The sequence below is a fragment of the Parabacteroides sp. Marseille-P3160 genome (genome assembly GCF_900162725.1).
Taxonomy (GTDB): domain Bacteria; phylum Bacteroidota; class Bacteroidia; order Bacteroidales; family Tannerellaceae; genus Marseille-P3160.
Genome location: NZ_LT799418.1, coordinates 711,549 through 737,431 on the forward strand (window position 1 = coordinate 711,549; position 25,883 = coordinate 737,431).

19 protein-coding genes, 1 tRNA gene and 1 pseudogene are annotated in these 25,883 nt (G+C 43.1%); 10 read left to right on the forward strand and 11 right to left on the reverse strand.

Annotated elements, in window-relative coordinates:
* Positions 1-2: 2 nt before the first annotated feature.
* Entirely contained in the window at positions 3-3,005 is a 3,003-nt protein-coding gene (locus tag BQ8014_RS02910; protein WP_080903053.1) for a PEP/pyruvate-binding domain-containing protein, read from the reverse strand.
* 174 nt (positions 3,006-3,179) lie between these two features.
* On the opposite strand from BQ8014_RS02910, the gene gdhA reads away from it, so the two are divergent.
* Entirely contained in the window at positions 3,180-4,514 is a 1,335-nt protein-coding gene (gene gdhA, locus BQ8014_RS02915) for an NADP-specific glutamate dehydrogenase (protein ID WP_080903054.1), read from the forward strand.
* 4 nt (positions 4,515-4,518) lie between these two features.
* Here the strand turns inward: gdhA and ruvC are convergent, their stop codons facing one another.
* From ruvC to BQ8014_RS02930, 3 genes are all read right to left on the reverse strand, one after another.
* Complete coding sequence (gene ruvC, locus BQ8014_RS02920) at positions 4,519-5,076, reverse strand: crossover junction endodeoxyribonuclease RuvC (protein WP_080903055.1); 558 nt, start codon at positions 5,074-5,076, stop codon at positions 4,519-4,521.
* Positions 5,069-5,389, reverse strand: a complete 321-nt coding sequence (locus tag BQ8014_RS02925) for a DUF4286 family protein (RefSeq protein WP_080903056.1) — start codon at positions 5,387-5,389, stop codon at positions 5,069-5,071. Before BQ8014_RS02925 ends, ruvC begins: the two co-directional genes overlap by 8 nt.
* Positions 5,390-5,570: 181 nt before the next feature.
* The gene (locus BQ8014_RS02930) at positions 5,571-6,383 is read right to left on the reverse strand and encodes an alpha/beta hydrolase (protein ID WP_080905777.1); all 813 of its coding nucleotides are present in this window, start codon (positions 6,381-6,383) and stop codon (positions 5,571-5,573) included.
* Between the two features lie 346 nt (positions 6,384-6,729).
* Between BQ8014_RS02930 and BQ8014_RS02935 the strand changes: the two genes are divergently transcribed.
* The 6 genes from BQ8014_RS02935 to BQ8014_RS02960 all read left to right on the forward strand — a co-directional run bounded on the left by BQ8014_RS02935 (position 6,730) and on the right by BQ8014_RS02960 (position 15,061).
* The gene (locus BQ8014_RS02935; protein WP_080903057.1) at positions 6,730-7,344 is read left to right on the forward strand and encodes an RNA polymerase sigma-70 factor; all 615 of its coding nucleotides are present in this window, start codon (positions 6,730-6,732) and stop codon (positions 7,342-7,344) included.
* A gap of 80 nt (positions 7,345-7,424) precedes the next feature.
* Positions 7,425-8,411, forward strand: coding sequence for a FecR family protein (locus BQ8014_RS02940; protein ID WP_234997967.1), 987 nt, complete (start codon positions 7,425-7,427; stop codon positions 8,409-8,411).
* A gap of 45 nt (positions 8,412-8,456) precedes the next feature.
* A complete protein-coding gene (locus tag BQ8014_RS02945) occupies positions 8,457-11,885 on the forward strand; it encodes a TonB-dependent receptor (protein ID WP_080903058.1) in 3,429 nt (1,142 codons plus the stop codon).
* Positions 11,886-11,910: 25 nt separating this feature from the next.
* A complete protein-coding gene (locus BQ8014_RS02950; protein WP_080903059.1) occupies positions 11,911-13,449 on the forward strand; it encodes a RagB/SusD family nutrient uptake outer membrane protein in 1,539 nt (512 codons plus the stop codon).
* Positions 13,450-13,561: 112 nt separating this feature from the next.
* On the forward strand, positions 13,562-14,668 hold the full coding sequence (locus BQ8014_RS02955) for a glycoside hydrolase family 5 protein (RefSeq protein WP_080905779.1): 1,107 nt from the start codon (positions 13,562-13,564) through the stop codon (positions 14,666-14,668).
* A 319-nt stretch (positions 14,669-14,987) separates the two neighbouring features.
* Positions 14,988-15,061: transfer RNA gene (locus tag BQ8014_RS02960), tRNA-Ala, on the forward strand.
* Between the two features lie 78 nt (positions 15,062-15,139).
* Here BQ8014_RS02960 and BQ8014_RS02965 read toward each other — a convergent pair.
* The 6 genes from BQ8014_RS02965 to BQ8014_RS02990 form a co-directional block, all read right to left on the reverse strand.
* A complete protein-coding gene (locus BQ8014_RS02965; RefSeq protein ID WP_080903060.1) occupies positions 15,140-15,898 on the reverse strand; it encodes a LytR/AlgR family response regulator transcription factor in 759 nt (252 codons plus the stop codon).
* A gap of 16 nt (positions 15,899-15,914) precedes the next feature.
* The gene (locus BQ8014_RS02970; RefSeq protein WP_080905780.1) at positions 15,915-16,964 is read right to left on the reverse strand and encodes a sensor histidine kinase; all 1,050 of its coding nucleotides are present in this window, start codon (positions 16,962-16,964) and stop codon (positions 15,915-15,917) included.
* Positions 16,965-17,047: 83 nt separating this feature from the next.
* Entirely contained in the window at positions 17,048-18,268 is a 1,221-nt protein-coding gene (locus BQ8014_RS02975) for an ABC transporter permease (RefSeq protein ID WP_080903061.1), read from the reverse strand.
* 15 nt (positions 18,269-18,283) lie between these two features.
* Positions 18,284-19,027 carry an ABC transporter ATP-binding protein gene (locus BQ8014_RS02980; RefSeq protein WP_080903062.1) on the reverse strand — a complete coding sequence of 248 codons (744 nt, stop codon included), beginning with the start codon at positions 19,025-19,027 and terminating at the stop codon, positions 18,284-18,286.
* Positions 19,028-19,051: 24 nt separating this feature from the next.
* A complete protein-coding gene (locus BQ8014_RS02985) occupies positions 19,052-20,248 on the reverse strand; it encodes an efflux RND transporter periplasmic adaptor subunit (RefSeq protein WP_080903063.1) in 1,197 nt (398 codons plus the stop codon).
* Between the two features lie 18 nt (positions 20,249-20,266).
* Positions 20,267-21,592 carry a TolC family protein gene (locus tag BQ8014_RS02990; RefSeq protein WP_080903064.1) on the reverse strand — a complete coding sequence of 442 codons (1,326 nt, stop codon included), beginning with the start codon at positions 21,590-21,592 and terminating at the stop codon, positions 20,267-20,269.
* A 109-nt stretch (positions 21,593-21,701) separates the two neighbouring features.
* On the opposite strand from BQ8014_RS02990, the pseudogene BQ8014_RS18940 reads away from it, so the two are divergent.
* The 3 genes and pseudogenes from BQ8014_RS18940 to BQ8014_RS03000 all read left to right on the forward strand — a co-directional run.
* A pseudogene (locus BQ8014_RS18940) lies at positions 21,702-21,812 on the forward strand (DUF2149 domain-containing protein); the annotation flags it as partial.
* A 70-nt stretch (positions 21,813-21,882) separates the two neighbouring features.
* Positions 21,883-22,635, forward strand: a complete 753-nt coding sequence (locus BQ8014_RS02995) for a 5'-nucleotidase C-terminal domain-containing protein (RefSeq protein ID WP_160150019.1) — start codon at positions 21,883-21,885, stop codon at positions 22,633-22,635.
* 16 nt (positions 22,636-22,651) lie between these two features.
* A complete protein-coding gene (locus BQ8014_RS03000) occupies positions 22,652-23,491 on the forward strand; it encodes a bifunctional metallophosphatase/5'-nucleotidase (RefSeq protein ID WP_080905781.1) in 840 nt (279 codons plus the stop codon).
* A gap of 145 nt (positions 23,492-23,636) precedes the next feature.
* On the opposite strand, the gene BQ8014_RS03005 is transcribed toward BQ8014_RS03000, so the two are convergent.
* Positions 23,637-25,871: a S41 family peptidase gene (locus BQ8014_RS03005; protein ID WP_080903066.1), complete on the reverse strand. Its 2,235-nt coding sequence runs from the start codon at positions 25,869-25,871 to the stop codon at positions 23,637-23,639.
* Positions 25,872-25,883: the final 12 nt, after the last annotated feature.

The following is a 25,883-nucleotide window of genomic DNA, read 5'->3' on the forward strand; positions in this document are numbered from 1 at the left end:
TTTTACGGCAAGGGATATTGCCCTACTTCTCTTTCTGACGATCCGGCCGCTATCGGTTTCATGACGACGCCCAAGCTGCGGAGACCATCCATTTTGGCAACGATCGGTTGCTCGAAGTGGACGAGGCGGAGGTATTCCGTTTCCATCGCCGCCGGCAAGGCATCGAGATAAGCTTCATCAAACCAACCGTCTCCTCTGAATGGATTGATCGTGAAGTAGCCTACTCCGAAAGAGGTCAGATTCTGAAAGAAATGCGTGCCTTGGCTAGGGTCTACCCGATATTGCTCCAATCCGCACTCCACAATCAGGTGGGCATTCGTGATATAAGACCATTTTACCGGGATACCGAGCCATGGGTCGCTGCTTCCCCACCGACCGGGGCCGATAAGTACGAAACCTTTTTCCTGTTCGGCAAATTGACGGTTGATTTTCTCTATTTCGTAGGCAATCTGCTGGTTGTTTGACGAATTAAAAGCGCCTGTCTTAACATAGAGCAAGTCATGAAGGTCGTTCATTATTCCGTGGCCCAATACACTGGCGGAAGAAAGTAGGGTGGCTTCTTTCGGAATCAAGCTTAAGTCCTCATTCATGCTTTCCTTCTGATCGACAATCGGGCGGATCTGAAGGAAATAGAATGTCGCTTTCTCCCGGTTTCCCGGCTCCATGTTGACAGCAAATTCAATTTCGATAGGGCGCCCCATCTCTTTTTGCCCGATATGCAGAAGTGTATCTAATGTTTGGGCGAGTGGGAAAAGATCGTTTTGCAAGATCCCGGCAAACGATAATATCTTCCGTCCGCCCGGATAATAGCCATCCCGGATGATCTGATCCATCGGGTCGTAGGTAGAGGTGATGTATTGCAGCGCTCCGTCGGCATCCGCGTCTTTAAGTCCTAGTCTCAAAAGATTGAAGGAGTCATCCACTGAAAACTGTGTCGGCGGATTGTTGAGATCCAATGCCAGGAAACGGGTTTGTGTTTCACGCAAGGCAAAATCCATCGTACTCATTTGTAATAGATTATTGGGATGACGAGGGGAGAAACGCAGCGTTTGTCCACCTTCGACGATGTACTTTCCTAATCCCAGTGCAATGTTTGCAATCCCGTCTTCCGCCTTTTCGTTACCGATCGGATAGAAATTGAGCGAACGGGCTACTCCGCTGATCAGAGGATATAAGCGGGTGCCATAGGATGCGCCGGCCACCTCCTGCAAAACGATCGACATCTTTTCCTGGTCGATCAGGTTGCTGGTTGCATTCATATACGCTTTGCTATCGCGATAGAATACGGAAGCATAGACCGCCTTGATCGCATCGCTTATAACCCGGAGCATTTCGTATTTATCATCTATCTTGGGTACCATGTACGTGGCGTATACTCCGGCAAAAGGCTGGTAGTGCGCATCTTCCAGAAGGCTTGACGAGCGGACGGCAATGGGGCGTTTCACCACTTCAAAGAACGACATCAGATTTTCCACCAGGCTGGACGGCAGGCTAGCGCGCAGGAAATATCTCAGGATCACCTCGTCCGGCTCTTTGCTTAATCCGACGGGATATAGCCGGTTGGTTTCCATAAATTCATCAAAAATATCCGTACAGATGACGACCGTTTTAGGTATATTAACCGTAAAATTAGGCTGTTTTAATTCCGGATGGCGCTTAATCATTGCACCGATAAAAGCTAATCCTCTTCCTTTCCCCCCCAGGGAACCTTCTCCGATCCGGGCGAAATTACTGTACTCATCGAAGCGGTCTTTCTGATAGACCGCCACTATGCCTGAGTTTTTCATCTGCCGGTATTGCACGATCAGGTCGAAAATAAATTGGCGGGCCTCGTCCATGTCCTTATATTCGCTGACGTCTACCTGTTTTAATACCTCTGCCGGGGGAAACATGGCACGGGAATAAAAGAAGCGGGAAAAGTGATTGCGGGACAGATGGTAACGCAGAGAATCATCCGGTATCCGGAACACTTTGACTTGAAGGTCTTTCAGGTCTTTAATCCGCATAATTTCCTGCTTGGTCTGTGGATTCAGGATAACAAAGTCACCGAAACCGAAACGTTCCATGATTTTTTGCCTCAAGTCTTGCGGATAACTCTTGGAGTTTTTATAAATGAAAGAGGCTTTCAACTCTCTGGCGTATTTCTCATTCTCCGTCTCTGACGATTCCAGTACGAAAGGAATTGTTTTTCCGGTTTTGCATACATATTGCCCGAATTTATATCCGGCAAAATTATCTTTTACGCCTTCGCGCAGGAAACTCATATCGGAAATGATGCCCAGTATGTTGTTCTGATAACGGTCGAAGATACGAATCGCCTCCTCATAGTTACGCGCCAGTTTGATCTTCGGGCGTCCCCTCATACGGAGAGTCCGCTGATGGGCATTCAAGGCCTCTTTGGCAAACTCCTGGCTCTGTTCGAGTACAAACTTGTAAAGATGCGGCAAGGCGGAAGAATAGAATCGGACGGAATCCTCTACTAACAGAATGATCTGGACCCCGACACTGGCCGTATCATCCGCCGCATTCATCTTATCTTCAATTAGTTTAATAATAGCCAATAGAAGGTCGGAATTACCCAGCCAACTGAAGACGTAATCGATCGCACTCAGGTCTTCGTCGGCAACTCTTTTGGAGACTTCTTTAGAGAAGGGGGTAAGGACGACTATAGGGATGGTAGGATATTGTTTCTTGATCTGTTTGGGCGCCGCAAAGATATCCCGGTCCACCATATTGGGCATGAAGATAATGAGTTCGAACGGGCGGTTTTGCAGTACCTGAAGCGCCTCTTCTTCATTGGACACCTGGGTGAACCGTGGAGGATAACGAAGGCTTAAGGCTGTATATTCATTAAATATCTGTTCGTCTACCCGTCCGTCGTCTTCCAGCATGAAAGCATCGTAAGGGGTAGCAATCAGCAGGACATTGTATATGCGCTTATTCATTAAGCTGGCAAAAGAAGTATCCCTAAAAACCGAATTTCGAAAGTCGTTAATTCTTCCCATAATGAGTTATCATTTGACTGAAGGCAAAAATAAGGAATTTATTGACTTCCCACCCTAAAAAGTAGAATGTATGGATTAGAAAAGAGATATTGTCTAAAAGTTAGTAAAACTGTTGAATATTCCCGGTGAATACCTATATTTGTGAGCATAATGATACTTTGAAAAAGTAATACGATGAAAACCGAACTGATTTTATCTGCGTTGGAAGCAAAACATCCCGGAGAAAAGGAATATTTGCAAGCCGTGAAAGAGGTGCTTGTCTCTATTGAAGAGGTATACAATCGGCATCCCGAGTTTGAAAAAGCAAAAATCATTGAATGTCTGGTAGAGCCTGACCGTATTTTCACCTTCCGTGTACCTTGGGTAGACGATAAGGGGGAAGTACAGGTAAATCTGGGCTACCGGGTTCAGTTTAACAATGCAATCGGACCGTACAAAGGAGGACTTCGTTTTCATCCATCAGTCAACCTTTCGATTCTGAAATTCCTGGGATTCGAGCAAACCTTTAAGAATGCGCTGACCACTTTGCCGATGGGCGGAGCCAAAGGCGGCTCCGACTTTGCACCACGCGGGAGAAGCCAGGCTGAGATCATGCGCTTTTGCCAGGCTTTCATGTTGGAACTATGGAGGAATATTGGTCCGGATACCGACGTGCCGGCGGGCGACATCGGTGTAGGCGGACGGGAAGTCGGTTTTCTTTATGGCATGTATAAAAAACTGGCGCGGGAAAATACGGGGACAATTACAGGTAAAGGCTTGGAATTCGGCGGATCGATCCTTCGCCCCGAAGCTACCGGATTTGGCGGGTTGTATTTTGTCGAACAGATGCTTAAAAACCACTCGATCGATATCAAAGGAAAGGTCATTGCCATTTCCGGATTCGGTAATGTGGCCTGGGGTGCGGCTACCAAGGCGACCGAACTGGGTGGCAAAGTGGTGACTATCTCCGGCCCGGACGGATACGTTTACGATCCGGCAGGTATTTCCGGCGAGAAAATAGATTATATGCTGGAACTTCGCAATTCGGGCAATGACATCGTCTCTCCTTATGCCGAAGAGTTTCCCGGCTCGATCTTTATCGCCGGCAAGCGTCCTTGGGAACAACGGGTAGACATTGCCTTACCTTGCGCTACGGAGAACGAATTAAACCTTACGGATGCCCAAAATCTGGTAGATAATGGAGTCTCCTGCGTGGCAGAGATTTCGAATATGGGATGTACGGCCGAAGCGGTCGATTACTTCATTGAAAAGAGACTGCTCTTTGCCCCCGGAAAGGCGGTGAATGCGGGAGGGGTGGCTACTTCCGGCCTGGAAATGACACAGAACGCCATGCATATTTCATGGACGGCGGCGGAAGTGGATGCACGCTTGCACCAAATCATGAGCAGCATCCACGCCCAATGTGTCGCCCACGGACAGGAAAATGGTTATGTAAACTACGTAAAAGGAGCCAATGTTGCCGGATTTATGAAAGTGGCGAAGGCGATGATGGCGCAGGGAATCGTTTAACTTTTCACCGGACTTTCCCGGGATTCTTATTAATAAAATCTTTCCAACCGGTATAGGACTTCTCCTGTACCGGTTTGTTTGTCTGGTAGAAATGGCAAAGGGCGGCAGCCAGTCCGTCTGTTGCGTCCAACTGCGTCAGCATATGTTCTTCCGGAATATGGAGAATGCGTTGAAGCATACCGGAGACTTGTTCCTTGGAAGCGCTTCCGCTGCCGGTAATCGACATCTTGATTTTCAGGGGAGCATATTCGTAGATGGGAAGGTCGCGGCTCAGGGCGGCCGCGATAGCCACTCCTTGCGCTCGTCCGAGTTTCAACATACTCTGCACGTTCTTTCCGAAGAAGGGAGCTTCTATGGCCAGTTCATCAGGATGATACTCGTCAATGAGGGAGATTACCCGTTCGAAGATCCTCCGCAAACGCAGGTAATGGTCGTCGTACTTATTGAGTTGAAGAAATCCCATCGTACCGACAACCGGTTTGTTATCTACGATATGCAAAAGTCCGTATCCCATCACAATCGTTCCGGGATCGATACCTAATATTACTCTGTCTTTACTCATCTCCCAGTGTTATATCTTCTAAAAGCGTTGAAAAACCGACTACCTGGTTGCCAAAACGACTTATCAGTTTCTGATGCAAGGCTCTCCCCTGAGTCTCTAACCAGTATTGAAGCGTATCGACATTTTTTACCTGAAACTGTACGGAGAAAGAGGAGTTTTTTACCTCTTCCTCGTCCGTCAGTATCCGTCGCAAGGCCGGATGAGTAAGGAAACCGCTACCGGAAGCCTTTGGGATATAATCCGTTTTTAGGTATTCCAAACATTCCGTCAGTACCTCTTGCTCAATATGAAAAGTTATATTATAAATAATCATTATCCGGATCAAATTAAGTAACCGTTAAAATTAAAACAATTACCAAGGCAAAGATAATGTTTCCCCCGGTAATTTCTCTTACACCGTGCAAACGCATTTTTTCTGAATAATAAAAGACTTTTTTAATGTGTTTGCGTTAAGTCGCCTAGCTTGATTGTTCTATTCGCTCTTCTTGATTATCTTATTTCTGATCGTGCTTCTTCACCCAGTTTATGAGCAAGCGGCAAGCGGGGATAGCCATCCCACCATGGTCGAAACCCTGCAATTCATAGAGTGTCAGATCTTTATTTCCGAAGTACCTTAATATCGACTCCAAATGGAGGTTTTCTTCATAGCGGGCAGTCATTTCCAAGTGGCGGTCACCTGTGATCAGCAATATCGGTGGAAGCCCAGCTCTGACCTTGTTTAAGGGAGCGTATTCGTCCACCAACGGGATATCCATAGGCAGCCCTCTTTCTTTACGTATCGTGTAATGCGTATTGGTCTGTCCGCTGGCGGGTATCAATCCTTTTATGCGGTCAGCATCCACACCGTATTTTTGCAGATATGATTTATCCAACCCTATCATCAGTGTGAGGTATCCACCGGCCGAATGCCCTGCCACATAAATGCGTGCAGGATCACCGCCAAACGATTCGATATTCTCGAAAACCCATGCCACAGCGGCAGCGGCATCGTCTATATAAGCGGGATTTGTGGCCTTCGGGCTGAGCCGGTAGTTGGGCGAAACAACTGCCACTCCTTTGTTCTGAAGCTCCAAAGGCAGCTCCTTCTGTCCACCCTCCAAACCTCCGCCATGAAACCAGACAATGGTTGTAAATCCTTTTACATCCGTCGGATAGTAGGCATCGAGCAAGCAACGCTCTTTGCGGTAAGCGTCTCTTTCGTCGGGTGGAACATACGAAATATTTTGCACCAGCGTATATCCGTTTTCTTGCGCCTGTGCAAATACGCATGCAGGCAAAATCAGCAACATCAAGTAGATTTTTTTCATGGCTATGATCATTGAACGTTTTACTTTAAAAATTATCTCAAAAACCAAAGTTATAATTTTTTAGATAATCTATGTCTTGGTATGCTTTTTATTTAGGGGGTTAAGAAGGATTTCCCCTTTCACAAACGGCAAAGAAAAAACTCTATCCCTAACATAGATTTAGAATAAAAGATGAAGGCAAAAAGCAAATAGTTAGATTACCTGATTCAGAAAAATAAAAGAGAAAAAGAATAGATATTTCTTAAAACTACCTATATTTAATGCCGGGATTAAAAGACAACATATTGTTCTTTAATAAAATAGAAATGATCTTTTTTTATTCGTTTGCATATAAAGAAGTTATATCATGATTAATTTCGCGGATGAGAAGGCTTTATTAAACGAAATAAAAGCAGGAAATCAAGATGCTTTCAAATTCCTGTTTGATTCGTATTATCCTCGTCTAAGAGGATATGCTTCCCGTTTTGTGCAGGATGAAGAGACGATTCGCGACATCTTGCAAGAAAGCTTTCTTAAATTCTGGGAAAAACGTTTGTATCTGAACAATATCTCTTTGTCTTCCCTTCTTTTTGCCATGGTGCGCAATGCCTGCTTAAACTATTTGAAGCATTTGCAAATCGTGGAGCAATATAGTCTTGACTATCTGGAAAAGGTGGGTGGCCAGGAAGAACTGTATTATGCCGATTTCAACTTAGATCCCGAATATTCCCTTCTTTATAAAGAGTTGCAGGAACAGATCACATTGGTTATCAATAGCCTCCCTCCCCGTTGCCGTGAGGTCTTTTTATTAAGCCGGCTAAAGAAAATGAAAAACCGGGAAATCTCCGAAATATTGCATATCTCTTCTACTGCGGTAGAGAAACATATAGCGAAAGCACTTTCCTATTTCTCCAAACACTTTAAAGATAAATATCCATTGGACATATATATTGCAATATTAGCGTGGATTTTGTGGGAATAAAAAAGAAAGGGTAAGGTTGGGTAAAATCAAACTGAGTTGTTATATCTTAACAAAGACAGATGAATCAGATGGAGAATCAGATGAAGAGATATTATCAGTTAGCCTTATCCTACTTTAACGGAAACCTACCGCTGAAAGATGAGAAGGCATTGTTTGATTTTATTTCCTCTGATTCCTCTCACCGGGAACTCTTCCGCCAATGGGAAAAAAAGTGGATGGTTTCTTCAGTGAATAAGATTCCGGTTACAAAGGAGTGGAACGAACTTCAGCACCGGCTTCGGGTAAGAAGCGCGATTAACCGGACGTTTGACGCCCCCAAACGCGACCTGAGGAAAATGATTGCCGCCGCCGCTATCTTGTTGGTACTGCTTATAAGTTCCGTCACCTTATTAATGAATGTTCTGCCGGATAAGGAACAACCTTATTATACGTTTGTAACCGATCCGGGAGAGAAAAGCCGTGTAGTTCTGACGGATGGGACAAATGTGTGGCTCAATGCCGGTTCCAAACTCCGTTATTCGGGAAATTTCAGCGCTCACAACCGGGAGGTCATCCTGGAAGGAGAGGCCTATTTTGAAGTGAAAAAGCAAAATGATAAATCTCCGTTCAGGGTAAAGACAGACCATTACGATATCCTTGTCAAGGGAACCAAATTCAATGTTACTTCTTATGCAGAAGACCCGGCTTCTTCGGTTACGTTACTGGAAGGGGCGGTCGAGATTGTCTATGGAGAAGGGATCATTCCGGTGAAACCAGGCGAATCTCTGTCTTTTAAGAAGGGAGAGGCCCGGTTCTTCCGTCATAACGTGCAGGCCTATCAATACAAATCATGGATAGACGGAAGGGTGGAATATGATGAAATTACCCTGAATGAGTTAGCTGTCAGGTTATCCCGTAAATATGATGTCAATATATTCCTGGATGGAGATCTGGAGAAAGATGCTGTCTTTAAGGTGTCTTTACGTAATGAAGAAACCATCGATCAATTTTTACAAGCCTTGTCCAAAATAATCGATATCCGGTTCAGGAGGGTAGGGCATGACATTTACATTATGAAAAAACAATAGCGCTATTTGTTAATATATTTAAGTCTAATAACTAATAACAGTCTTATGATGTACAGAAAGCATGTAGGAAGGTCACTTCTATTGGCCTTATTACTTTTCGGTTCTTTGTCTCTGAATGCACAGTTAATAACGCATCAGTTCAGGCAAACTCCCTTGAAAGAAGTATTGGATGAGGTTGAAAGGCAACTTAACTATTCCATTATCTACAAGAAAAATGAAGTGAATGAAGAAAAGAAAATCACACGGAGTTTCAAGAATGCTTCTATAGAAGAGGTTCTGAATGCCGTATTGGATGAAAATTTGAGTTATGCGATAGATAACAAAATGATTGTAATATCCAGTAAGTTGGAAAGCGGAGCGCCTGTTCCGGTGAAAAGGGTTTCGGGTGTGATTAAGGATGTTCATGGCGAAGCGATTGTCGGGGCAAGTCTCTCTGTCAAAGGAACGGCAACAGGAACCATCTCGGATCTTGAAGGAAACTTTACTTTGAATATGCCGGCGAACGGGACTCTGGTTATCTCTTATATCGGATATCAGACTCAGGAAATAAACGTAACCAGCAAGAATACGCTGAGCGTTGTCTTGACGGAATCCTCAAAAGATCTGGAAGATGTGATTGTCATAGGATATGGTTCGCGTACAAAGAAAGACTTGACGGGAGCCGTCTCTCAAATCAAGGCAGACGATATCGCCCAAAGCAATGCCATGTCACCTGAATTTGCCATGCAAGGGAAAATGGCCGGTATACAAATCAGTAATCCGGGTAGTGGTCCGGCGGCAAGGCCTGAAATCAGAATCCGTGGTGTAAGTACCTTAGGATATAATGATCCGTTGTATGTAATAGACGGGGTTCCGTTGGCGGAAGGAGGGGCCAATGGCCAATCAAATGCGAGATTCGGTACCTTCCGGGGCGATGTGAATGTTTTTAATATGATCAATCCCAATGATATCGAATCAATCTCGGTTTTAAAGGATGCTTCCGCTACGGCTATTTACGGGGTAAGAGCTTCGAACGGTGTGATCCTGATTACTACCAAAAGAGGTTCGGAAGGGAGAACGAATGTGGATTTCTCCATGAGCTATGGGATCCAGAATATCTCTAAAAAGTATGATGTAGTAGGTATAGACGAATATATCGACTGGTCCTTGGAAGCGATCAATGCTAATCCGGCCTATGTGAAAGATCAATATTATCCGTTCTTCGATAAAACGTCGCCTCGTTATATGGGTAACAGCGCCAACTATACCAAAGATTGGAGAGATGCCTTATTGAATGAAAATGCGGCAATTCAGGATTATAATATTAGCATAACCGGTGGAAACAAAGCGACAAATTACGCTTTGGGTACAGGATATGCCAAGCAGGACGATGCGATTTATAATGATTCGTTCGATCGTTATTCCTTCTTCCTGAATTCGGACCATAAGATAGGAAACTGGTTTAAATTGGGAGAATCCTATCGGTTTGTCTACTCGCATTATGATGATCATGAAACGGCCACTGGTGGCCTGAGCAGTGTCTCTTTCGTAACGCCTTGGCAACCGCTCTACGATGAAAATGAATCGAACGGATTGGCCCGGCCCGGACGCACCTTTGATGGTAAATTGATGCCGTATGGCTATGGAGCGGCAACGATCGATAACTTCCTTGCCAAGGATCTATATTCTAAAAATCAAAGGGATTTGGTACGTAACCTGGGAACTTTTTATGCAGAACTGACACCGTTGAAGGGGCTGCGTTTGAAAGGAACAGTCAGCTTTGACTATTATACCAATAAAAAGGATACTTATACGGAGGCCAATTCCGGAATCTATACCATAGGCAGGGGTACTCCTTACACGGTGGGAAATATATACAGCTTGGGTGAATCGAAAAATATCAATATCGTAAAAGAATTCTTGATCGGTTACAATGAAACATTTGGAAAACATTCCGTTGATTTGGTCTTGAATGCAATGGACCAAGATATAAGATGGAATGTGAGTAATATGAGTGTTAACAACAATTCTCCGATTACGAGTTGGGATCAACATTACATAAATGAAGGATGGGCTTCCGCCGATAAAAACTCGTATTATGAACGTTACTCTTCAGGTTTGATTGGGTATATGGGACGTTTGAGCTACAATTTTGGAAGTAAATACTATCTTGACGCAACGGTCCGTAAAGATGGATCCTCCAAGTTTGCTTCCGGATATAAATGGGGAACTTTCCCTTCTTTTGCAGGAGCATGGCGTATTTCTTCCGAAAGCTTTATGAAGGGAATCAATTGGTTAGATGATTTGAAGTTGCGTGGAGGCTGGGGAAAGACCGGAAACCAGGAAACACGGGATTATGCTTATCTCTCATTGGTTAACTCAAATCCGAAGGCCGCTTTCGGGAATGGAAGCGACGGGAACGGAACGATTTATCAGGCGGCGGCCTTAGGTGATTTCCCGGTAAAAGATATGACGTGGGAGACCGTAACGACGACTTCATTTGGTTTCGATTTAATCGCATTAAGTAATCGCCTGAGCTTTACTACGGAATATTATAGCCGTAATACGGACGGTATCTTACAGCAAATTGACTTGCCATTGGTTATCGGAGCACTTTCCAAACCGATGGTAAACTTAGCGAAAGTCTCTAACCGAGGTATTGAAATGCAGGCTTCTTTCAATGAGAAATTCGGAGAAATAGGATTTAATGCTTCTGCAAACTTCACGACCGTACGTAACCGTGTAAGCGATCTTTATCGTGGACGTCCGTCAACAAACGGTAATTTACGTATCGAAGATGCTTATACGATGAATTTTATATACGGCTATAAAACAGATGGTATCTTCCAAACGGAAGAAGAGGTTGAGGAATGGAAGAAGAACAACAATGATGTGGGTTACAGTTCTCAAAAAGCGCCGGGTGATGTGCGCTATGTGGATCTGAACGGAGCCCCTGCTTCCGGTTCTCCAGAAGGAACCTTGAAGAGTTATTCTCCTGATGGAAAGATTGATGATTATGATAAAACCTATTTAGGAAAAACAATCCCCGGTTATTATTATGGCATCAGCCTGGGAGCTAATTATAAAAGCTGGGATCTCCAATTGAATTTCAGAGGAGTGGGAGATGTACAGAAAATAAGTACCTTAGGTTTGCTTAGTATTAATGGCGGCGGACAGAACTTCTTAACGGATTATAGTAAACGTTGGACCAAAGAGAATCCTTCCAATACGATTCCGCGGGCTATACAGAATGATCCTTCGGGAAATAATCGTATCTCCGACCGATTTGTTTCAGATGCAGACTTTTTCCGGTTCCAGAATTTCCAGATCGGATATAATTTTAAAGGCTCTTTGCTGACAAAGGCCGGCATAAGGAAATTACGTTGTTATTTCTCCGGTTCCAATCTGTTTGTTATTTCTTCGTTTAATGATCTGGATCCTGAAAACATTACGACACCGACTACCTTTACACTTGGTGCTAATATTAGTTTTTGATCATGATTAAAAAGAATAAAGCCTTATGAATAATATAATAAAATCCGTTTTAGTAGCGCTTACCCTATTCTGTAGCGCCTGCAGTACAGATACGATCGAATTGTATCCGATCGGTGATACGGAAGCCAGCTTTTTCCAAAATGAATCTCAAATGCAACAAGCTGTATTCGGTATATACCAGAAATTATCCTTTTTCTATGCTTTCCGCGGAGGGCAGAATAATAACGTATATCCGGTAACGTTGTTGCCATCGGATGATTTGACGACTGCTTCCTCTTATGCATTGGAGAATTTTACAGGGTTAAATGGTTCGAACTCTCAACTTATTCTTTATTACACTTTTGCTTATCAATTGATTAACAGGGCAAATACGGTGTTGCAAAAGATAGAAGAGAATGGTGCCTCGGCTTACCAGACTTCTCCGGAATTAATGAATTATAACAAAGGCGAAGCCTTATTTCTCAGAGCCTATACCTATTTCCTTCTCTGGAACGTTTTCGGTACGGCGCCATTAATTACTGAGAGAATTACGGACTTGGATGATGCTTATCCTTCTAATTCCAAAGGTACCGAATTATTGGATCAGGCGATTATCGACCTGAAACAGGCTTCCGAGCTGTTACCCGATACTTGGCCGTCTGAATATAAAGGTCGTCTGGTTAAAAGATCTGCGTTGGGATTAAGAGGTAAGTGTCTGGTTTTCCGGGGAACAGTCAATAAAACGACCTCGGACTTTACGGATGCGATTGCTGATTTTAATGCAATCTCTGGAGCTACTCTCATGTCGCAATATAGTAATAACTTCGATGTGAAATATGAAAATAATAACGAATCCCTGTTTGAATATCAGGCAAATAGTTCTCCCGGTTCTGTTAACCCGTTTGTCGGGGGATCAGGAGGAAACGATTCTTTTTCCGTGATCGGAGAGATAGGGGCTTATTGGGGAATGTTCAATCAGCTACCTTCCTGGATTGGGAACTCTTATTATACGGCCACCAATTCGATAAAAAATGCGTATGACGATGGCGATCCGAGAAAGTCCTATAATATTAATTTGGGCGCTACCGATAATGTTAATGTAATGAAGTATATAAAAAATACGAGTTATGCTTTAGGCGGCAATGCCAATGGTGTAACCGTGAATAATCCCCGTATCTTGCGTTATGCCGATGTATTACTCTTAAAAGCCGAAGCGATCGTTAGGAGCAATGGAAGCTTAAGTGAAGCAATCGGACTGATCAACCAAATCAGGGCGAGGGCAAGGAACTCAAATGAAACCGGAACGCCTTCTTTGACTCCGGCAGACCGAAGTACGACGGAAACAAATCGTGCAACGGTTCTTGAATGGGTCTTCCAGGAACGTCGGCTTGAATTGGCTTTCGAAGAAGGACACCGTTGGTGGGATTTAAGAAGAAGGCATATGGCCGGAGAAATCGATTTGAAGACATACGATTTTGGTTCGCTTTTGATCGACTGTAAATTCCAGGATTATAATATTAATTTCCCGTTGCCTTCCGACGAGGTGGTTGATAATTCGAACATGAACCAAAATACGGGTTATTAATCGGATGACGGAGTGAATTGAAGAATAATTAGTAATATTGTAGCGGCACAGATTGGGAAAAGTCTGTGCCGCTTTCTTCGGACATCATTTCATTACCTTAAAAATAGACTATATGGAAAGACGTGATTTTATCAGGACCCTTGGAGCCGCTTCCGCGATTGCTTTGGCGGGAACGGGTCGTAGTAAATTGACTGCTTCTTCTTTTGCTCTCCCCAAGAGAAATAAGAGCGGAATAGATCATCCTTTATGGAAGGGATTCAATCTGTTGGACAAATTTAACCCGGGTCATCAGACTGCATTTAGCGAAAAAGACTTTGAGCTGATAGCCGGATGGGGATTTAACTTCGTAAGGCTGCCTCTGTCTTATTGGTGCTGGAGTAGTGAGGATGACTGGTATAAAGTGGATGAAAAAGTATTGAAGGAGATAGATAAGGCAGTAGATTTAGGAAAGCAATATGGTTTGCATGTCAATTTGAACTTTCATCGGGTACCTGGTTATTGTATTAATAATGCCCAACCATTACCTACCAATTTATTTGAAGATGAAGAGCCGTTGAAGGCTTGTTGTTTCCATTGGAAATTATTTGCCGAGCGATATAAAGGAATCCCAAGTTCACAGCTTAGTTTTAATTTGATTAATGAAGCGCCTTCAATCGAAACGGAAAAATATGATAAAGTAGCCAGGCAATTGATTTTTACAATTCGCGAGGTAGATTCGGGCCGCTTAATTATTGTTGATGGGAAAGATGTAGGAACACAACCTCTAATGACTTTGACGGATGTTCCTAATATTATACAAAGCGGCAGAGGTTATGCTCCCATGCTTATCTCTCATTTCAGGGCTCCATGGCCGGGAATGAAAGTCCTGATGGATTTCCCGGAAAAGGAGTTGTCATGGCCCCTCACACTGGATGGAAAACTTTTGGACAGGGATGCGGTATATGAAACATCTGTTGCTCCTTGGAAATCCTGGATTGAACAAGGAGGAAGGGTACATATCGGAGAAATGGGCTGTTATAACAAAACGCCTCATCCGGTTGCTATGGCATGGTTGAAAGATGTTTTCAGCTTGTTTAAGGAACAAGACTGGGGATGGGCGCTATGGAATTTGCATGGTGATTTCGGCGTGTTGAATAGTGGACGCAAAGATGTAAAGTACGAGAATTATAAAGGATATCTTTTGGACCGGGAAATGTTGGAGCTATTAAAAGTCAGTTAGCCACGATTCTCTTCAAGAAATAAAGAGAGCATTTCTTCGGATAAATTTACGGGTTATACTGCCTCTAAGCATTTATAGTTATGAATCTCTCCGATCATAACTATGAATGCGCTCGTTCACAGTTATGACTACGGTCATTCATAACTATCATTTTGGGCGTTCGGTTACTTCCCGGAGGAGGGACGCCAACATGTCCATCGCTATTTTTAGGTGTAACCTATATTTTTTAGCCACAATGCCATTACTGAGGGGAAGATATTTAAAAAAAATACTATCTTTACGCCGCAATTGGCAAAAGGCTTGTTGCTCGCATCAGTTCGGGGCGTTAGCTCATCTGGCTAGAGCGTAACACTGGCAGTGTTAAGGTGATCGGTTCGAGTCCGATACGCTCCACTTTTTAACTATTATTCGCATTGGGCGATATTCTGAAAAGAGTATCGCCTTTGCTGTTTTATATGTATATATGAAAATTTATTTCTCTTTCTCTTTGGGGTAGATGGTATGGCGGACAAGGAGTTCCTGAAATTTGTTTTTGTAACTGTCGGAGATGGGAATATATTCTTTGCCGAAAACAATCCGATTACGCTCGATGACTCTTATTTTCTCTAATTGTACGATAAAGGATCGGTGCACCCGGACAAAACGCTCTTCAGGCAATATCTCTTCCATGCTTTTCATGCTCATTAACGAAAGGATGGAGCGAGGTTCGTCTTCTATATGGATCTTGACATAGTCTTTGAGTCCTTCAATATAGAGAATCTTTTGGAGAGGAATCTGAACGAGACGATGTTCCGTCTTAATAAAAATCCGCTCCGCTTCACTGCTTGCTGCCGAAGAGGCTACCTCTTTTTCTGCGGAGGGCCTACGTAATAAGTCATACCATTGCAGTGCTTTCTGCGCTGATTTTAGAAAGTCCGGGTAACTGATTGGTTTCAATAAATAATCCAGAGCATTTGCTTTATAACTATCTAAGGCATACTGTTCAAAAGCGGTAGTAAAGATGATGCGCGTCTCACTGCCGATCATACGTGAAAACTCCATCCCGTTTAGTTCCGGCATTTGGATATCCAGAAAAAGCAGGTCGACCGGCTGTCGGTTTAATACCGACAGCGCATTGATTGCACTGTTGTACTTCCCTTCCAAACGAAGAAAGGGCGTTTTGTTTACATAGCTTTCCAACAAGCTGACAGCTAATGGTTCATCATCAATAATGGCACAAGATAAAATCATAATACATCATTTAAAGTTATCTCTCAGGAAGTGTCAAATTTAATTCACTTCGGAAGATATCTCCTTCCTGTTTGCAAATTAATGAAAACTGATTCGGATGCAACAAAGTTAATCGTTTATGAAGATTCTGCAACCCGATTCCTGAACCGCTTTTATCCGCTTCGTTTTTAGGGAAATAGCTGTTCGTAATAGAACAGGAGATTTGCCTATCTTCCTGGGTGAGATGGATTCGTACGAAAGAGGGCCTACTGGGACTTACTCCATGCTTGAATGCATTCTCAATGAGCGAAATAAAAAGCAGAGGAGGCACCTGGATACTTGGGGAGGATATCCGGAAATCCGTTTCTACCTGAACCGGTTCCGGGAGGCGAATACGCATTAGCTCGATATAGTCCTGTAGGAAATTCACTTCTTTGGACAATAAAACGGTCGGCTGGCTACTGTCGTATAAGACATAGCGCAACAAGCGACTTAAGTCGTGTACCGCTTCCTGAGCCTTTTCCGGGCTAAAGGCAATCAAGCTGTATATATTATTTAATGTGTTAAACAAGAAATGCGGATTCAACTGACTTTTTAAATTCTGCAATTCCGCTTGTGTACGGTTCCGTTCCAGTTCTTTCCGGGAAGCTTCGGCATCATACCAACTTCCGGTCATCCGTATGGCTACGCTAAGGCCGGCCACCAGTGCATACAGCAATGCGTTAGCCGAAAAAAAGCGGATAACATCCGATAAATCATGCGGTCGCGAAGGATGTCTTTCGTTAAAATAAGGGGGGTGAGGCAGCATTTGCATTAAAAGGTGGACACTTACCATCACCACCGCAATCAATATAAGATTACTTAAAAGAAAGGAAATCTGTTGTTGGGTGAATAAAAACTTCTTTACCAGATAAAAGTAATTTATATAAAACACCAACATGAAAGAAACAGGTACGATAAGAAAACGAATATAACTTTCCCATGTTACGATTTGCATTTCCCGTCCGGTAAAGAAGAACGGAATACCCAATACAATTCCCCATGCAATGATATGTATCAGGCCGGATAACGTTTTTGTCTTATCCATAGAGATCGTATTTTTAAATTCTATTTTTACAAACATAACAGGAAGCAATCAAATATTAAAATATTTTACCGGATATCTTTTTATTATTCATATCGTATTGCGTCGATCGGGTCTAATTGGGCAGCTTTCTTGGCCGGATACCATCCGAAAAAGATGCCTGTTATCGTACAGACAAGGAAAGAGAGCAAGACACTCCAAGGCTGAATGAAAATCGGATAATGAGCAATCAAGTTTACCAACAATGAGGCAATGACCCCTGCGAATACCCCGATGATGCCTCCGGTTACGCTGATTAAGATGGCTTCGATCAGAAACTGGGCCAATATGTCCACGCCTCTTGCTCCGATACTCATCCGCAGTCCGATTTCGCGAGTTCGTTCCGTCACACTGACATACATGATATTCATAATGCCGATTCCTCCTACCAATAAAGAAATACCCGCCACAGCCGACAAAAGAACCGTCATCAAGTCGGACGTCGAAGTCAGCATTGTACTTAACTCCTGCGTCGAACGAATTGTAAAATCATCAGCAGCAGTCGGTTGCAGTTTGTGGTTGCGACGGAGTATTTCTGTTATTTCTTCTATTGCTTCATTGGTATATTCTTCTTTTAGCGCCGAACAGGTAATTCCATGCAGGTGGGTAATCGCCAGGATACGTTTTTGAACCGTCGTATAGGGCGCCAACACCAGATTATCCTGATCCATTCCCATACTATTATATCCCTTGGGAGTCAGGAGACCGATAATTTTAAGAGGAATCGATTTGAAACGAATGATTTTCCCGACCGGGTTCTCTCCGTTTGTGAAAAGGTTGTCGGCTACTGTTTGTCCGATCAGACATACTTTTGCACTCGTCAGGATATCCTGCTCGGTGAACATAGAACCGTCGGCGACCGTATATTTGCGAATATCCGCGTACTCTATACCTACGCCGTAAATGGTACTGGGGGTATTGTTGCTTCCATAGATAAACTGTCCGCTACTGTTGACGGTCGGTGAAATAAAAGTAATATAGCGTGCTTCCTCCCGGATGGATTCATAGTCCGTTAGTTTTAATGTTTCCATCGCCGATGCATCCTGCCTGACGCCTCCGCGCATATCTGCTCCCGGTTGGATAGAAATAATATTTGATCCCATTTCGCTTATCTGGGACTGGATACTTTTCTTCGAACCTTGCCCGATAGCCAGCATGGTGATTACGGAAGCGACTCCGATAATGACTCCCAGCATCGTAAGGAACCCTCTCATCTTATTGTTGGCTAATGCCCGGAGGGCTATTCTGAATAGGTTGGTTACGTTCATTCTTTTGTTTGTTTTTTAATCCTCTTCGACCGGTATTTTCTTTAATGTCTCAGCCGCCGAAAGAATTTGTTCGTTAAACGTATCACTGATGAGATGTCCGTCCCTCAATAATATATTCCGGCTACTATATCGGGCTAAATCCGCATTATGCGTCACAAAAATAATCGTACGTCCTTCCATATGCAGGCGCTGAAAAAGAACCAGGATCTCAAAAGATGTGCGCGTATCCAGGTTTCCGGTCGCTTCATCCGCCAGAATAACGGCTGGATCATTCACCAAAGCACGAGCAATAGCCACCCGCTGCATTTGTCCGCCGCTCATCTGGTTGCTTTTGTGATTCAACCGGTCTCCTAGTCCGACGGCCTTCAAAGCAGCTATCGCCTTTTGCCGGCGAGTAGCGGCTGAGTATGCCGGATTATATAATAGCGGTAACTCTACATTTTCGACTGCTGTCGTTTTGGGTAATAAATTATAACTTTGAAAAACAAAGCCGATTTTCCGGTTACGCAAGGTAGCCCGGGCATTCTTTCCCATCGATCGTACTTCCACCCCGTCTAAATAATACTCACCCGAAGTCGGTGTATCTAAACAACCTAAAGTATTTAGCAACGTACTTTTTCCTGAACCGGAGGCACCCATAATCGTCACAAATTCTCCTTCTGTTATGGCAAACGAAACTCCCCGGAGAGCATGTACTATTTCTCCTCCTACATGGAAATCACGCTTTATGTCTTTCAGTTCTATAACTATCTTGCTCATTTTACGTCAGTTGTTACCTTGTCCTTATTTTTTAGAATTATTCTTATTTCCACCCGGAGGGCTCGGAGCAAACGGACTCCGTTCTATTGTTGACGTTACCGGAGTAGAGGAGGAGGCAAGGCTCTCTACAATTTCCTCCCCTTCTTTCAATCCTTCTTCCACTTCGATAATGCTTCCGCTAGTTGTTCCTGTCGTAATTGTTCTGGGAACTAATACATTATCCTCTCTTTGCCAAACAATCTTCTTGCCTGAAGGAGCTACTATTGTCGCATCTTTTACCGTCAATCCAATAGAGGCTAATATCTTTTCGTCCGGAACAAAACGTAAGGATTTTATCGGAACGGTCAATACGTTATTACGCTCGAGGGTATAAATCGTCACATTTGCCGTTAACCCCGGTTTTAGTTTTAAGTCCGGGTTATAGGCACTGATGACAACTTCATAGGTTACGACATTGGACTCCGTCGTCGCTTCCAGACGTACTTGGGTCACTTTACCTTCAAAGGTATCATTCGGATAGGCATCTACGTTGAATGTTACTTTTTGTCCTACCTCCACTCCTCCTATATCAGCTTCATCGACATTGGCAATCACGCGCATTTGCGTCAGGTCGTTGGCTATGGTAAATAAGGTCGGTGTGCTGAAGCCGGAGGCTACGGTTTGTCCTTCTTCTACGGCGCGGCTAATGACCACTCCGTCGATAGGACTCGTAATTGTGGCATATCCTAAATTCCTCGTTGCTTTCTCTAAGGTTGCCTTAGTGCTTTCGTAGTTGTTTTTGGATGTTTCGTAATTATAGGTTGCCGTTTCATATTCGCTATCGCTAATCAGGCTTTTCTCATGCAAGGTTTTACTACGCGCATAATTCCGCTGCTGGTAATCATACTCTGTTTTTCTTACGGCCAGCGTCGCCTGTTGCGAAGCCAACTCAGATTGAAGAGTCACTTTATCCATCTCGGCGATTATTTCACCCTTCTTAACCTGGTCGTTATAGTCGACATAGATCTTGTCGATAATACCCGAAACTTGTGTACCGACTTCTACTAAGACTACCGGTTCGACCGTACCGGTCGCCGTCACCACATTGGAGATGGAACTACGTGTGACGGTAACCATCTCCAGCCGCATTTTCCCGCCGCTCGTTTTTTTTCTGAATAGATAGATTCCTCCTGCGATCAGGAGAATGCAGATAGCTCCAAGGATGATTTTCTTCTTGTTCATAGATTCTTCTTTTATTTCTTAGAATTCCGGTTGAATCGGCTTGTTTTGATACAGATCCAATAACAGAATACTCATGATCGACATATATTTACTTTGTAAGACTTCCTGTTGTGCATTTTTCAGATTATTCTTTTCCGTTAAAAGCTCCAGTGTATTTTTCATTCCCAGGTTGAATTGTTCTTCTATCAATTCATAGGAGGTTTCAAGTGATTGGGTCTGTTCTTTGGATGACAGATATTGATGCTGCGAAGAGGTCGCATCCAGGTAAATGCCCTCGACCGTCTTGAGCAGTTGCTTTTCGGTATCCGTTTGTTCCAGTTCCTGGCTGATTACAGCAAGCTTTGCCTTGTTTAAGGCCGTTTTGTTGCTTCGGTTAGTGAAGATTGGGATACTGACAGTTAACCCGATGCTCTGGTTGAAGCGATCCCACATCTGTGTTCCGAAAGAATAATCCGTACCGGAAAGATGCCCTGTGCCTACACCGGCATTCAAAGAAAGGGAAGGAAGATAAGCGGCCTTTGCCTTCCTGATATCCAGCTGCGCTTTATCCAGATTCAACCGGCTGCTTTCTATCTCCGGCATGACGGCCAGCGCTGTCGTATAGATCACTTCTTTTTCCGGTAGCGGAACCATCACATCGGCATCGCCCAATTCCGGGATATCCAGCCGGATCTCTTCGGTGATATTCAGTTCCAAGAGTTGTTTCAGCTGCAATTTGTAATTTTCCAAGCTGGTTTGTGAAACGACCAACTGGTGTTTGTCCGTACTGTATTGGCTCTCCAACTGGGCAAGGTCTGCTTTCGAAATGGAGCCTGCCGCCAGCAATTGCTCTCCGCGGTCGCGTTGGGCTTTGGAGACCTCCACCGTATTTTCATTGATGCGGACCGACTCGTAGGCGTAGAGCACCTGCATATAGGTTTGGATGATGGAGATCCGAATGTCGTTTTCATCCTGAGCTACTCCCAAACGGTTGATTTCGTTTTGTATCTCACTCTGTTTGATGGCTGTCCGCCGGCTTCCTCCGTCAAACAACGTCCAGTTGGCTGTCAGGCTGTAGTTCCCGGTATAACTTTTATTGGAAGTGGCCCCGTCGGAAGGGTAGAAAACAGCCCCTTGGGATATTCCTGCAGACAAGGATGGGAAAAGCTCTGCCTTGCTTTGCAAATAATCCTCATTGCCGGAAAGCTGTGTAATTTTGCTTTTCTTTACCTGAATATTGTTTTCCAATGCGTAATCCAGACATTTTTTGAGTGTCCATTTCCCGGCGGATTCCTCTGCTTGCAAACTGAGGCAGCTTGCTAGTGAAAGGAGAAGGAAAATGTATTTGCATCGATATTGTTTCATATTCTTTTAGCTTTACTTATGGCAGCAAAACTAATTCCTGTATCTCCCGTATACAAAAAGAATCGGAGTAGGGCCTTTTTTCATAGACTAAAATGTTAAAATGATCGATAAAATTAATCTTTATACTCCATCTAAAGAGCAAGCTTCCGGTGCCAAGGGGCGTAAAGTCGGCATTGCTTACGAACGGGAGAACGGGGAAATAATCTATGTCCCGGAATGATAGAATCCTGATTTATTTCCATTACCTTATTGGGGAATCCATTACCTTTACAGGGTCAAAACATTTCAAGATGAAAAAAACGATAATTTTCTTTAGTGGCGTCCTTTTTTTGGCAGCATCTTGTACGACTGGGCCGCGTTATGCGGTGACTTCCGCTTCCTGGGAACGGATTCCGGTGATAGCGGCTTCCCATCCCGACAGTAGCCTGTCGGCTTATGTAGACCGGCACAAACGGGTGATGGAGGCTGAAATGGATAAAGTGATCGGTTATTCTGCCCAAGAGATGATGTATGAGCGCCCGGAAAGTCTGCTGACTAATTTCACTTCCGATGCCATGATGCAGGTTTACCGGGACTCTGCGAAAGCGGAGAAGCCGGATTTAGCCGTCATGAATGTACATGGGCATCGCGCCCCGCTTGCCAAGGGGGATATTACGGTAGGGGCGATCTATAATATTTATCCTTTTGATAATTCGTTGGTTATCGTAAACCTGAAGGGGAACGACCTGTTGGATATTTTCCGGGCTTACGCACAGATCGGAGGAGCCGGCATTTCCGGAAATGTCCGGCTTATCATCAAAGATAAGCAACTTTCGGATGCCAAAGTCAACGGACAGGCGGTCGATCCGGACCGGATTTACCGCGTCGTGACGCTGGACTATCTCTCCGAAGGAAACGACCATATGGACGCTTTCAAAAGGGCGGTCTCAATCAATGCTACCGGGCTGACTTTACGGGATTATATCTTGGAATATATAACGAATCTGACCGGAGAGGGAAAACAGATAACTTCCCGGTTGGACGGCCGGATTATTGTCGAATGAATATTTTATGAATGAAATGAAAACGAAACGACTTTTATTCCTTTTCCTCTTTGCCGGCCTTTCCCTGGCGATGGGCGCGCAAAAGAAGCTGGTGATCCTTCATACCAATGATACCCATAGTCGGATTGAACCTCTTCCGATGAATGACGCTTACGACCCGGGGAAGGGGGGCGTTGTCAACCGCCTGGCTTTGATCGATTCGATCCGCCGTAGCAATGAGAATGTACTGCTTTTCGATGCCGGGGATGTCGTGCAGGGCACTCCTTACTATAATTTCTTTAAGGGAAGAGTGGAGGCCGAAGCCATGAACCGCATGAAATACGATGTGGGCACTATCGGAAACCACGAATTTGATTTCGGATTGGACACGCTCCGGATGATGTTGGAACGGATGGATTTTCCCGTCGTCTGTTGTAATTACGATTTCTCGAAGACGGTACTGAAAGGCCTTGTGAAGCCGTATGTGATTCTCAAGCGTTTCGGATTGAAGATCGGCGTCCTGGGAGTCGGTATCGACCCTGAGGGCTTGATCCAGCAGAGTAAGTGCGAGGGTATGGTTTTCCATCCGATTACCGAATCGGTCAACCGTACTGCCGAAGAATTGAAGAAAAAGAAAAAATGCGACCTTGTGATTTGCCTGTCCCATATCGGCTATGACCAGGATACCACTTTGGCCCAACAAACCCGTTTTATCGATTTCATTATCGGAGGCCACTCCCATACCTTCCTGAAGCAGGCGGACGAACGTCTGAATGCGGACGGCAAAAAAGTTCTCGTCCTCCAAACCGGCGCCAAGGGAGTCTACCTTGGCAAACTGGATGTCGTAGTCGAAAAGAAATCCTCCCGGCGGAAATAAGAATAAGGTCGGCAACAAAAAGTAGCACGCCCATTACTAATTGGATGTTCATCCAGCTCATTTACACTGAAGTTAGAGTTCCGGTTTATCCTCTCGTGGAAAAGGGCAAAAAGGGCTGAGAAGAGCAAAAAGCAGGGCAAACAACTTATCTTTTCTGTTTTATTATCTCAATAGCCTTTTCCAAAAGTTCATCACGCCCTTCCCTGATGCCTTTTATCGTAGGCTCTATTTTTATATCCGGTACTATACCGAAACGTTGAGTTTCACTTCCATCCGGATAATAAACGCCAATTCCTGAAATTCTGGTATATAATCCACCCGGAAGAACAATTTTAGAAACATTTCCATCAGCTCCACTTGTTTGGCTTCCAACAATCGTTGTATTGTCTCCTGCCCGAAACGCCATTGCTGTGTATTCTGCTTGACTATGCGTTTCTTCATTGACTAAAACCAATAATCTCCCTTGATAGAATCTTTCCGGTTTAGGTATTACAAGCACAGGAGTATAATTAAACTCTCCAGGATTCTCCGGATTTGATATTGTAAATTTCACAAAAGGGGTCGTATCAGACACAAAATAAGAGCCTAACAAAAAAGGAACGAAAGAATGCGGATAATTTCGAATGTCAATAATAATTCCTTTTGTATTAATGAATTTCTGCATTATAACAGAGATCTCTTTAGATTTTATGTTTTTTAACGTAATATAACCGATGTCTTTACATATAAACTTATAACATGGAGTAATATCATTGTCTTTTCCCTTATTTCTATAATAGATCCATCGATCCCTTCTTCCAACAATTACTTCTTTTTGTTTTATCTTACCAGATGAAATATAATTTATACGAATATAAGGTTTGTTGGAACGTAGTATATCTCTGGCAATGTCTCTCATTTTTGCCACGTTATTGGATGCTGAATAATATTTTTTAACACTATCAACAATTAACTCAACAGGTTTTCCATCAATATGAGTAATAATATCTCCTTTATGTAATGCGGCACTTTTTACTTTTTCATCATAAAAAAAATAATAGTCTGTTACAACCAGTCTATTCTCGATAAATTGAGCTACAATTGGCGTTTGTCCTTTCCCCCTTAGTGAATCTACTTTTATCCAACCATCCAATAAAATAGCATGTGAATCACAAATCTCCCCAATAAGTTGACTGGCAGCCAATTCATACTCTAATCGATTTTTTGCCTTAATAAAAAGTGGAATATATTCTTTAAATATGACATTCCAATCCTTATCTATTAAATGTTTATACGGAAAAAAGTAATATATTATATTCCAATATCGGAACAATGCCAACAATCGAAAGCCGGCATCAGGATAATCCATAGCTTCATATGTTCTCTCATTTGAAAAATATGGATTTCCAACACCTGGCATTAATTCAATATAATAATGATATCCTTGATTTCTATTCAAATATATTTTTATTAATGTTTTCTTTAACTTTAGGTTGATATTACTTCGTTCAATCCACGTCAAATTCGGTTTAACAAAAGCAGTATCATGTATTGACCTGCAAATATTACTTTTTTGTATTCTACCATATTTATTTATCCACTTCAATAATATTTTATCTCGTTGTTTATTGTCATTAGAGTTCAGATAAGAGGGTAATATCCTAAACAGCTCATAATCTATATTATAATCGCCATTTGCAATTATTGGATGATGATATTTCAAAAACCCCCATATCCTTCCTAATAATTCCAGATCTTCTATTTTCTGTTCACTAAGTGTAGGAAAAATTATATTTGAACCTTTATCAAATTCCTTGTCACCTTTTGCCGGAAAAGGTTTAGGTTTATATGATTGTATTTTTTCTATATTCTGTCCATCAATAGTTACTTTAAGATCATCAAGCCATATTTTGCCTTTTCCCTCTAGAAACCCACCTATAATAATATTTTGTATTAAGGGATGGACCAAGTCTAATGTTAATTCGTATTTATTCCAATCAGTAGTTCCGACAACTCCATTCTTATTTGGTATGTGAATTTCTTTATCTGCTCCTACAGCCATTAGCAATCCAGCATACCCGTCAACATTTTCACTTTTGATGTATCCGGATAAAGTAATTTTTTTACCCTCATACTTATTTGGAAAATTAAAAGTTATCGCATGATCCGTTATTGAGTCCCCCGTTGACTCTATAGCAATTGCGTACTTCCCGGATTTAACAATTATGGAGTCTAAATAAATTGAATAGTTTTGTTGTGAAGGATATACTTCCCAGTTTTGGGGCATTCCATTCTGAATCTTTTCAAAACTTAAATTAAAATTCGAATAGTCATGATCCTTTTGACGACACCCTATCAAATAAAATGCAAACAAGATGGGAAGTAAAAATTTTATATTCATTGTGTATAATTA

Excerpts from the sequence above, each read along its gene's own strand:
- BQ8014_RS02910 (WP_080903053.1), bottom strand. The coding sequence starts at position 3,005 with ATGGGAAGAATTAACGACTTTCGAAATTCGGTTTTTAGGGATACTTCT.
- BQ8014_RS03005 (WP_080903066.1), bottom strand. The coding sequence starts at position 25,871 with ATGAATATAAAATTTTTACTTCCCATCTTGTTTGCATTTTATTTGATA.
- ruvC (WP_080903055.1), bottom strand. The coding sequence starts at position 5,076 with ATGAGTAAAGACAGAGTAATATTAGGTATCGATCCCGGAACGATTGTG.
- BQ8014_RS02985 (WP_080903063.1), bottom strand. The coding sequence starts at position 20,248 with ATGAACAAGAAGAAAATCATCCTTGGAGCTATCTGCATTCTCCTGATC.
- BQ8014_RS02990 (WP_080903064.1), bottom strand. The coding sequence starts at position 21,592 with ATGAAACAATATCGATGCAAATACATTTTCCTTCTCCTTTCACTAGCA.
- BQ8014_RS02925 (WP_080903056.1), bottom strand. The coding sequence starts at position 5,389 with ATGATTATTTATAATATAACTTTTCATATTGAGCAAGAGGTACTGACG.
- gdhA (WP_080903054.1), top strand. The coding sequence starts at position 3,180 with ATGAAAACCGAACTGATTTTATCTGCGTTGGAAGCAAAACATCCCGGA.
- BQ8014_RS02970 (WP_080905780.1), bottom strand. The coding sequence starts at position 16,964 with ATGGATAAGACAAAAACGTTATCCGGCCTGATACATATCATTGCATGG.
- BQ8014_RS02965 (WP_080903060.1), bottom strand. The coding sequence starts at position 15,898 with ATGATTTTATCTTGTGCCATTATTGATGATGAACCATTAGCTGTCAGC.
- BQ8014_RS02980 (WP_080903062.1), bottom strand. The coding sequence starts at position 19,027 with ATGAGCAAGATAGTTATAGAACTGAAAGACATAAAGCGTGATTTCCAT.
- BQ8014_RS02975 (WP_080903061.1), bottom strand. The coding sequence starts at position 18,268 with ATGAACGTAACCAACCTATTCAGAATAGCCCTCCGGGCATTAGCCAAC.
- BQ8014_RS02935 (WP_080903057.1), top strand. The coding sequence starts at position 6,730 with ATGATTAATTTCGCGGATGAGAAGGCTTTATTAAACGAAATAAAAGCA.
- BQ8014_RS03000 (WP_080905781.1), top strand. The coding sequence starts at position 22,652 with ATGAAAACGAAACGACTTTTATTCCTTTTCCTCTTTGCCGGCCTTTCC.
- BQ8014_RS02940 (WP_234997967.1), top strand. The coding sequence starts at position 7,425 with ATGAAGAGATATTATCAGTTAGCCTTATCCTACTTTAACGGAAACCTA.
- BQ8014_RS02945 (WP_080903058.1), top strand. The coding sequence starts at position 8,457 with ATGATGTACAGAAAGCATGTAGGAAGGTCACTTCTATTGGCCTTATTA.
- BQ8014_RS02930 (WP_080905777.1), bottom strand. The coding sequence starts at position 6,383 with ATGAAAAAAATCTACTTGATGTTGCTGATTTTGCCTGCATGCGTATTT.
- BQ8014_RS02995 (WP_160150019.1), top strand. The coding sequence starts at position 21,883 with ATGAAAAAAACGATAATTTTCTTTAGTGGCGTCCTTTTTTTGGCAGCA.
- BQ8014_RS02955 (WP_080905779.1), top strand. The coding sequence starts at position 13,562 with ATGGAAAGACGTGATTTTATCAGGACCCTTGGAGCCGCTTCCGCGATT.
- BQ8014_RS02950 (WP_080903059.1), top strand. The coding sequence starts at position 11,911 with ATGAATAATATAATAAAATCCGTTTTAGTAGCGCTTACCCTATTCTGT.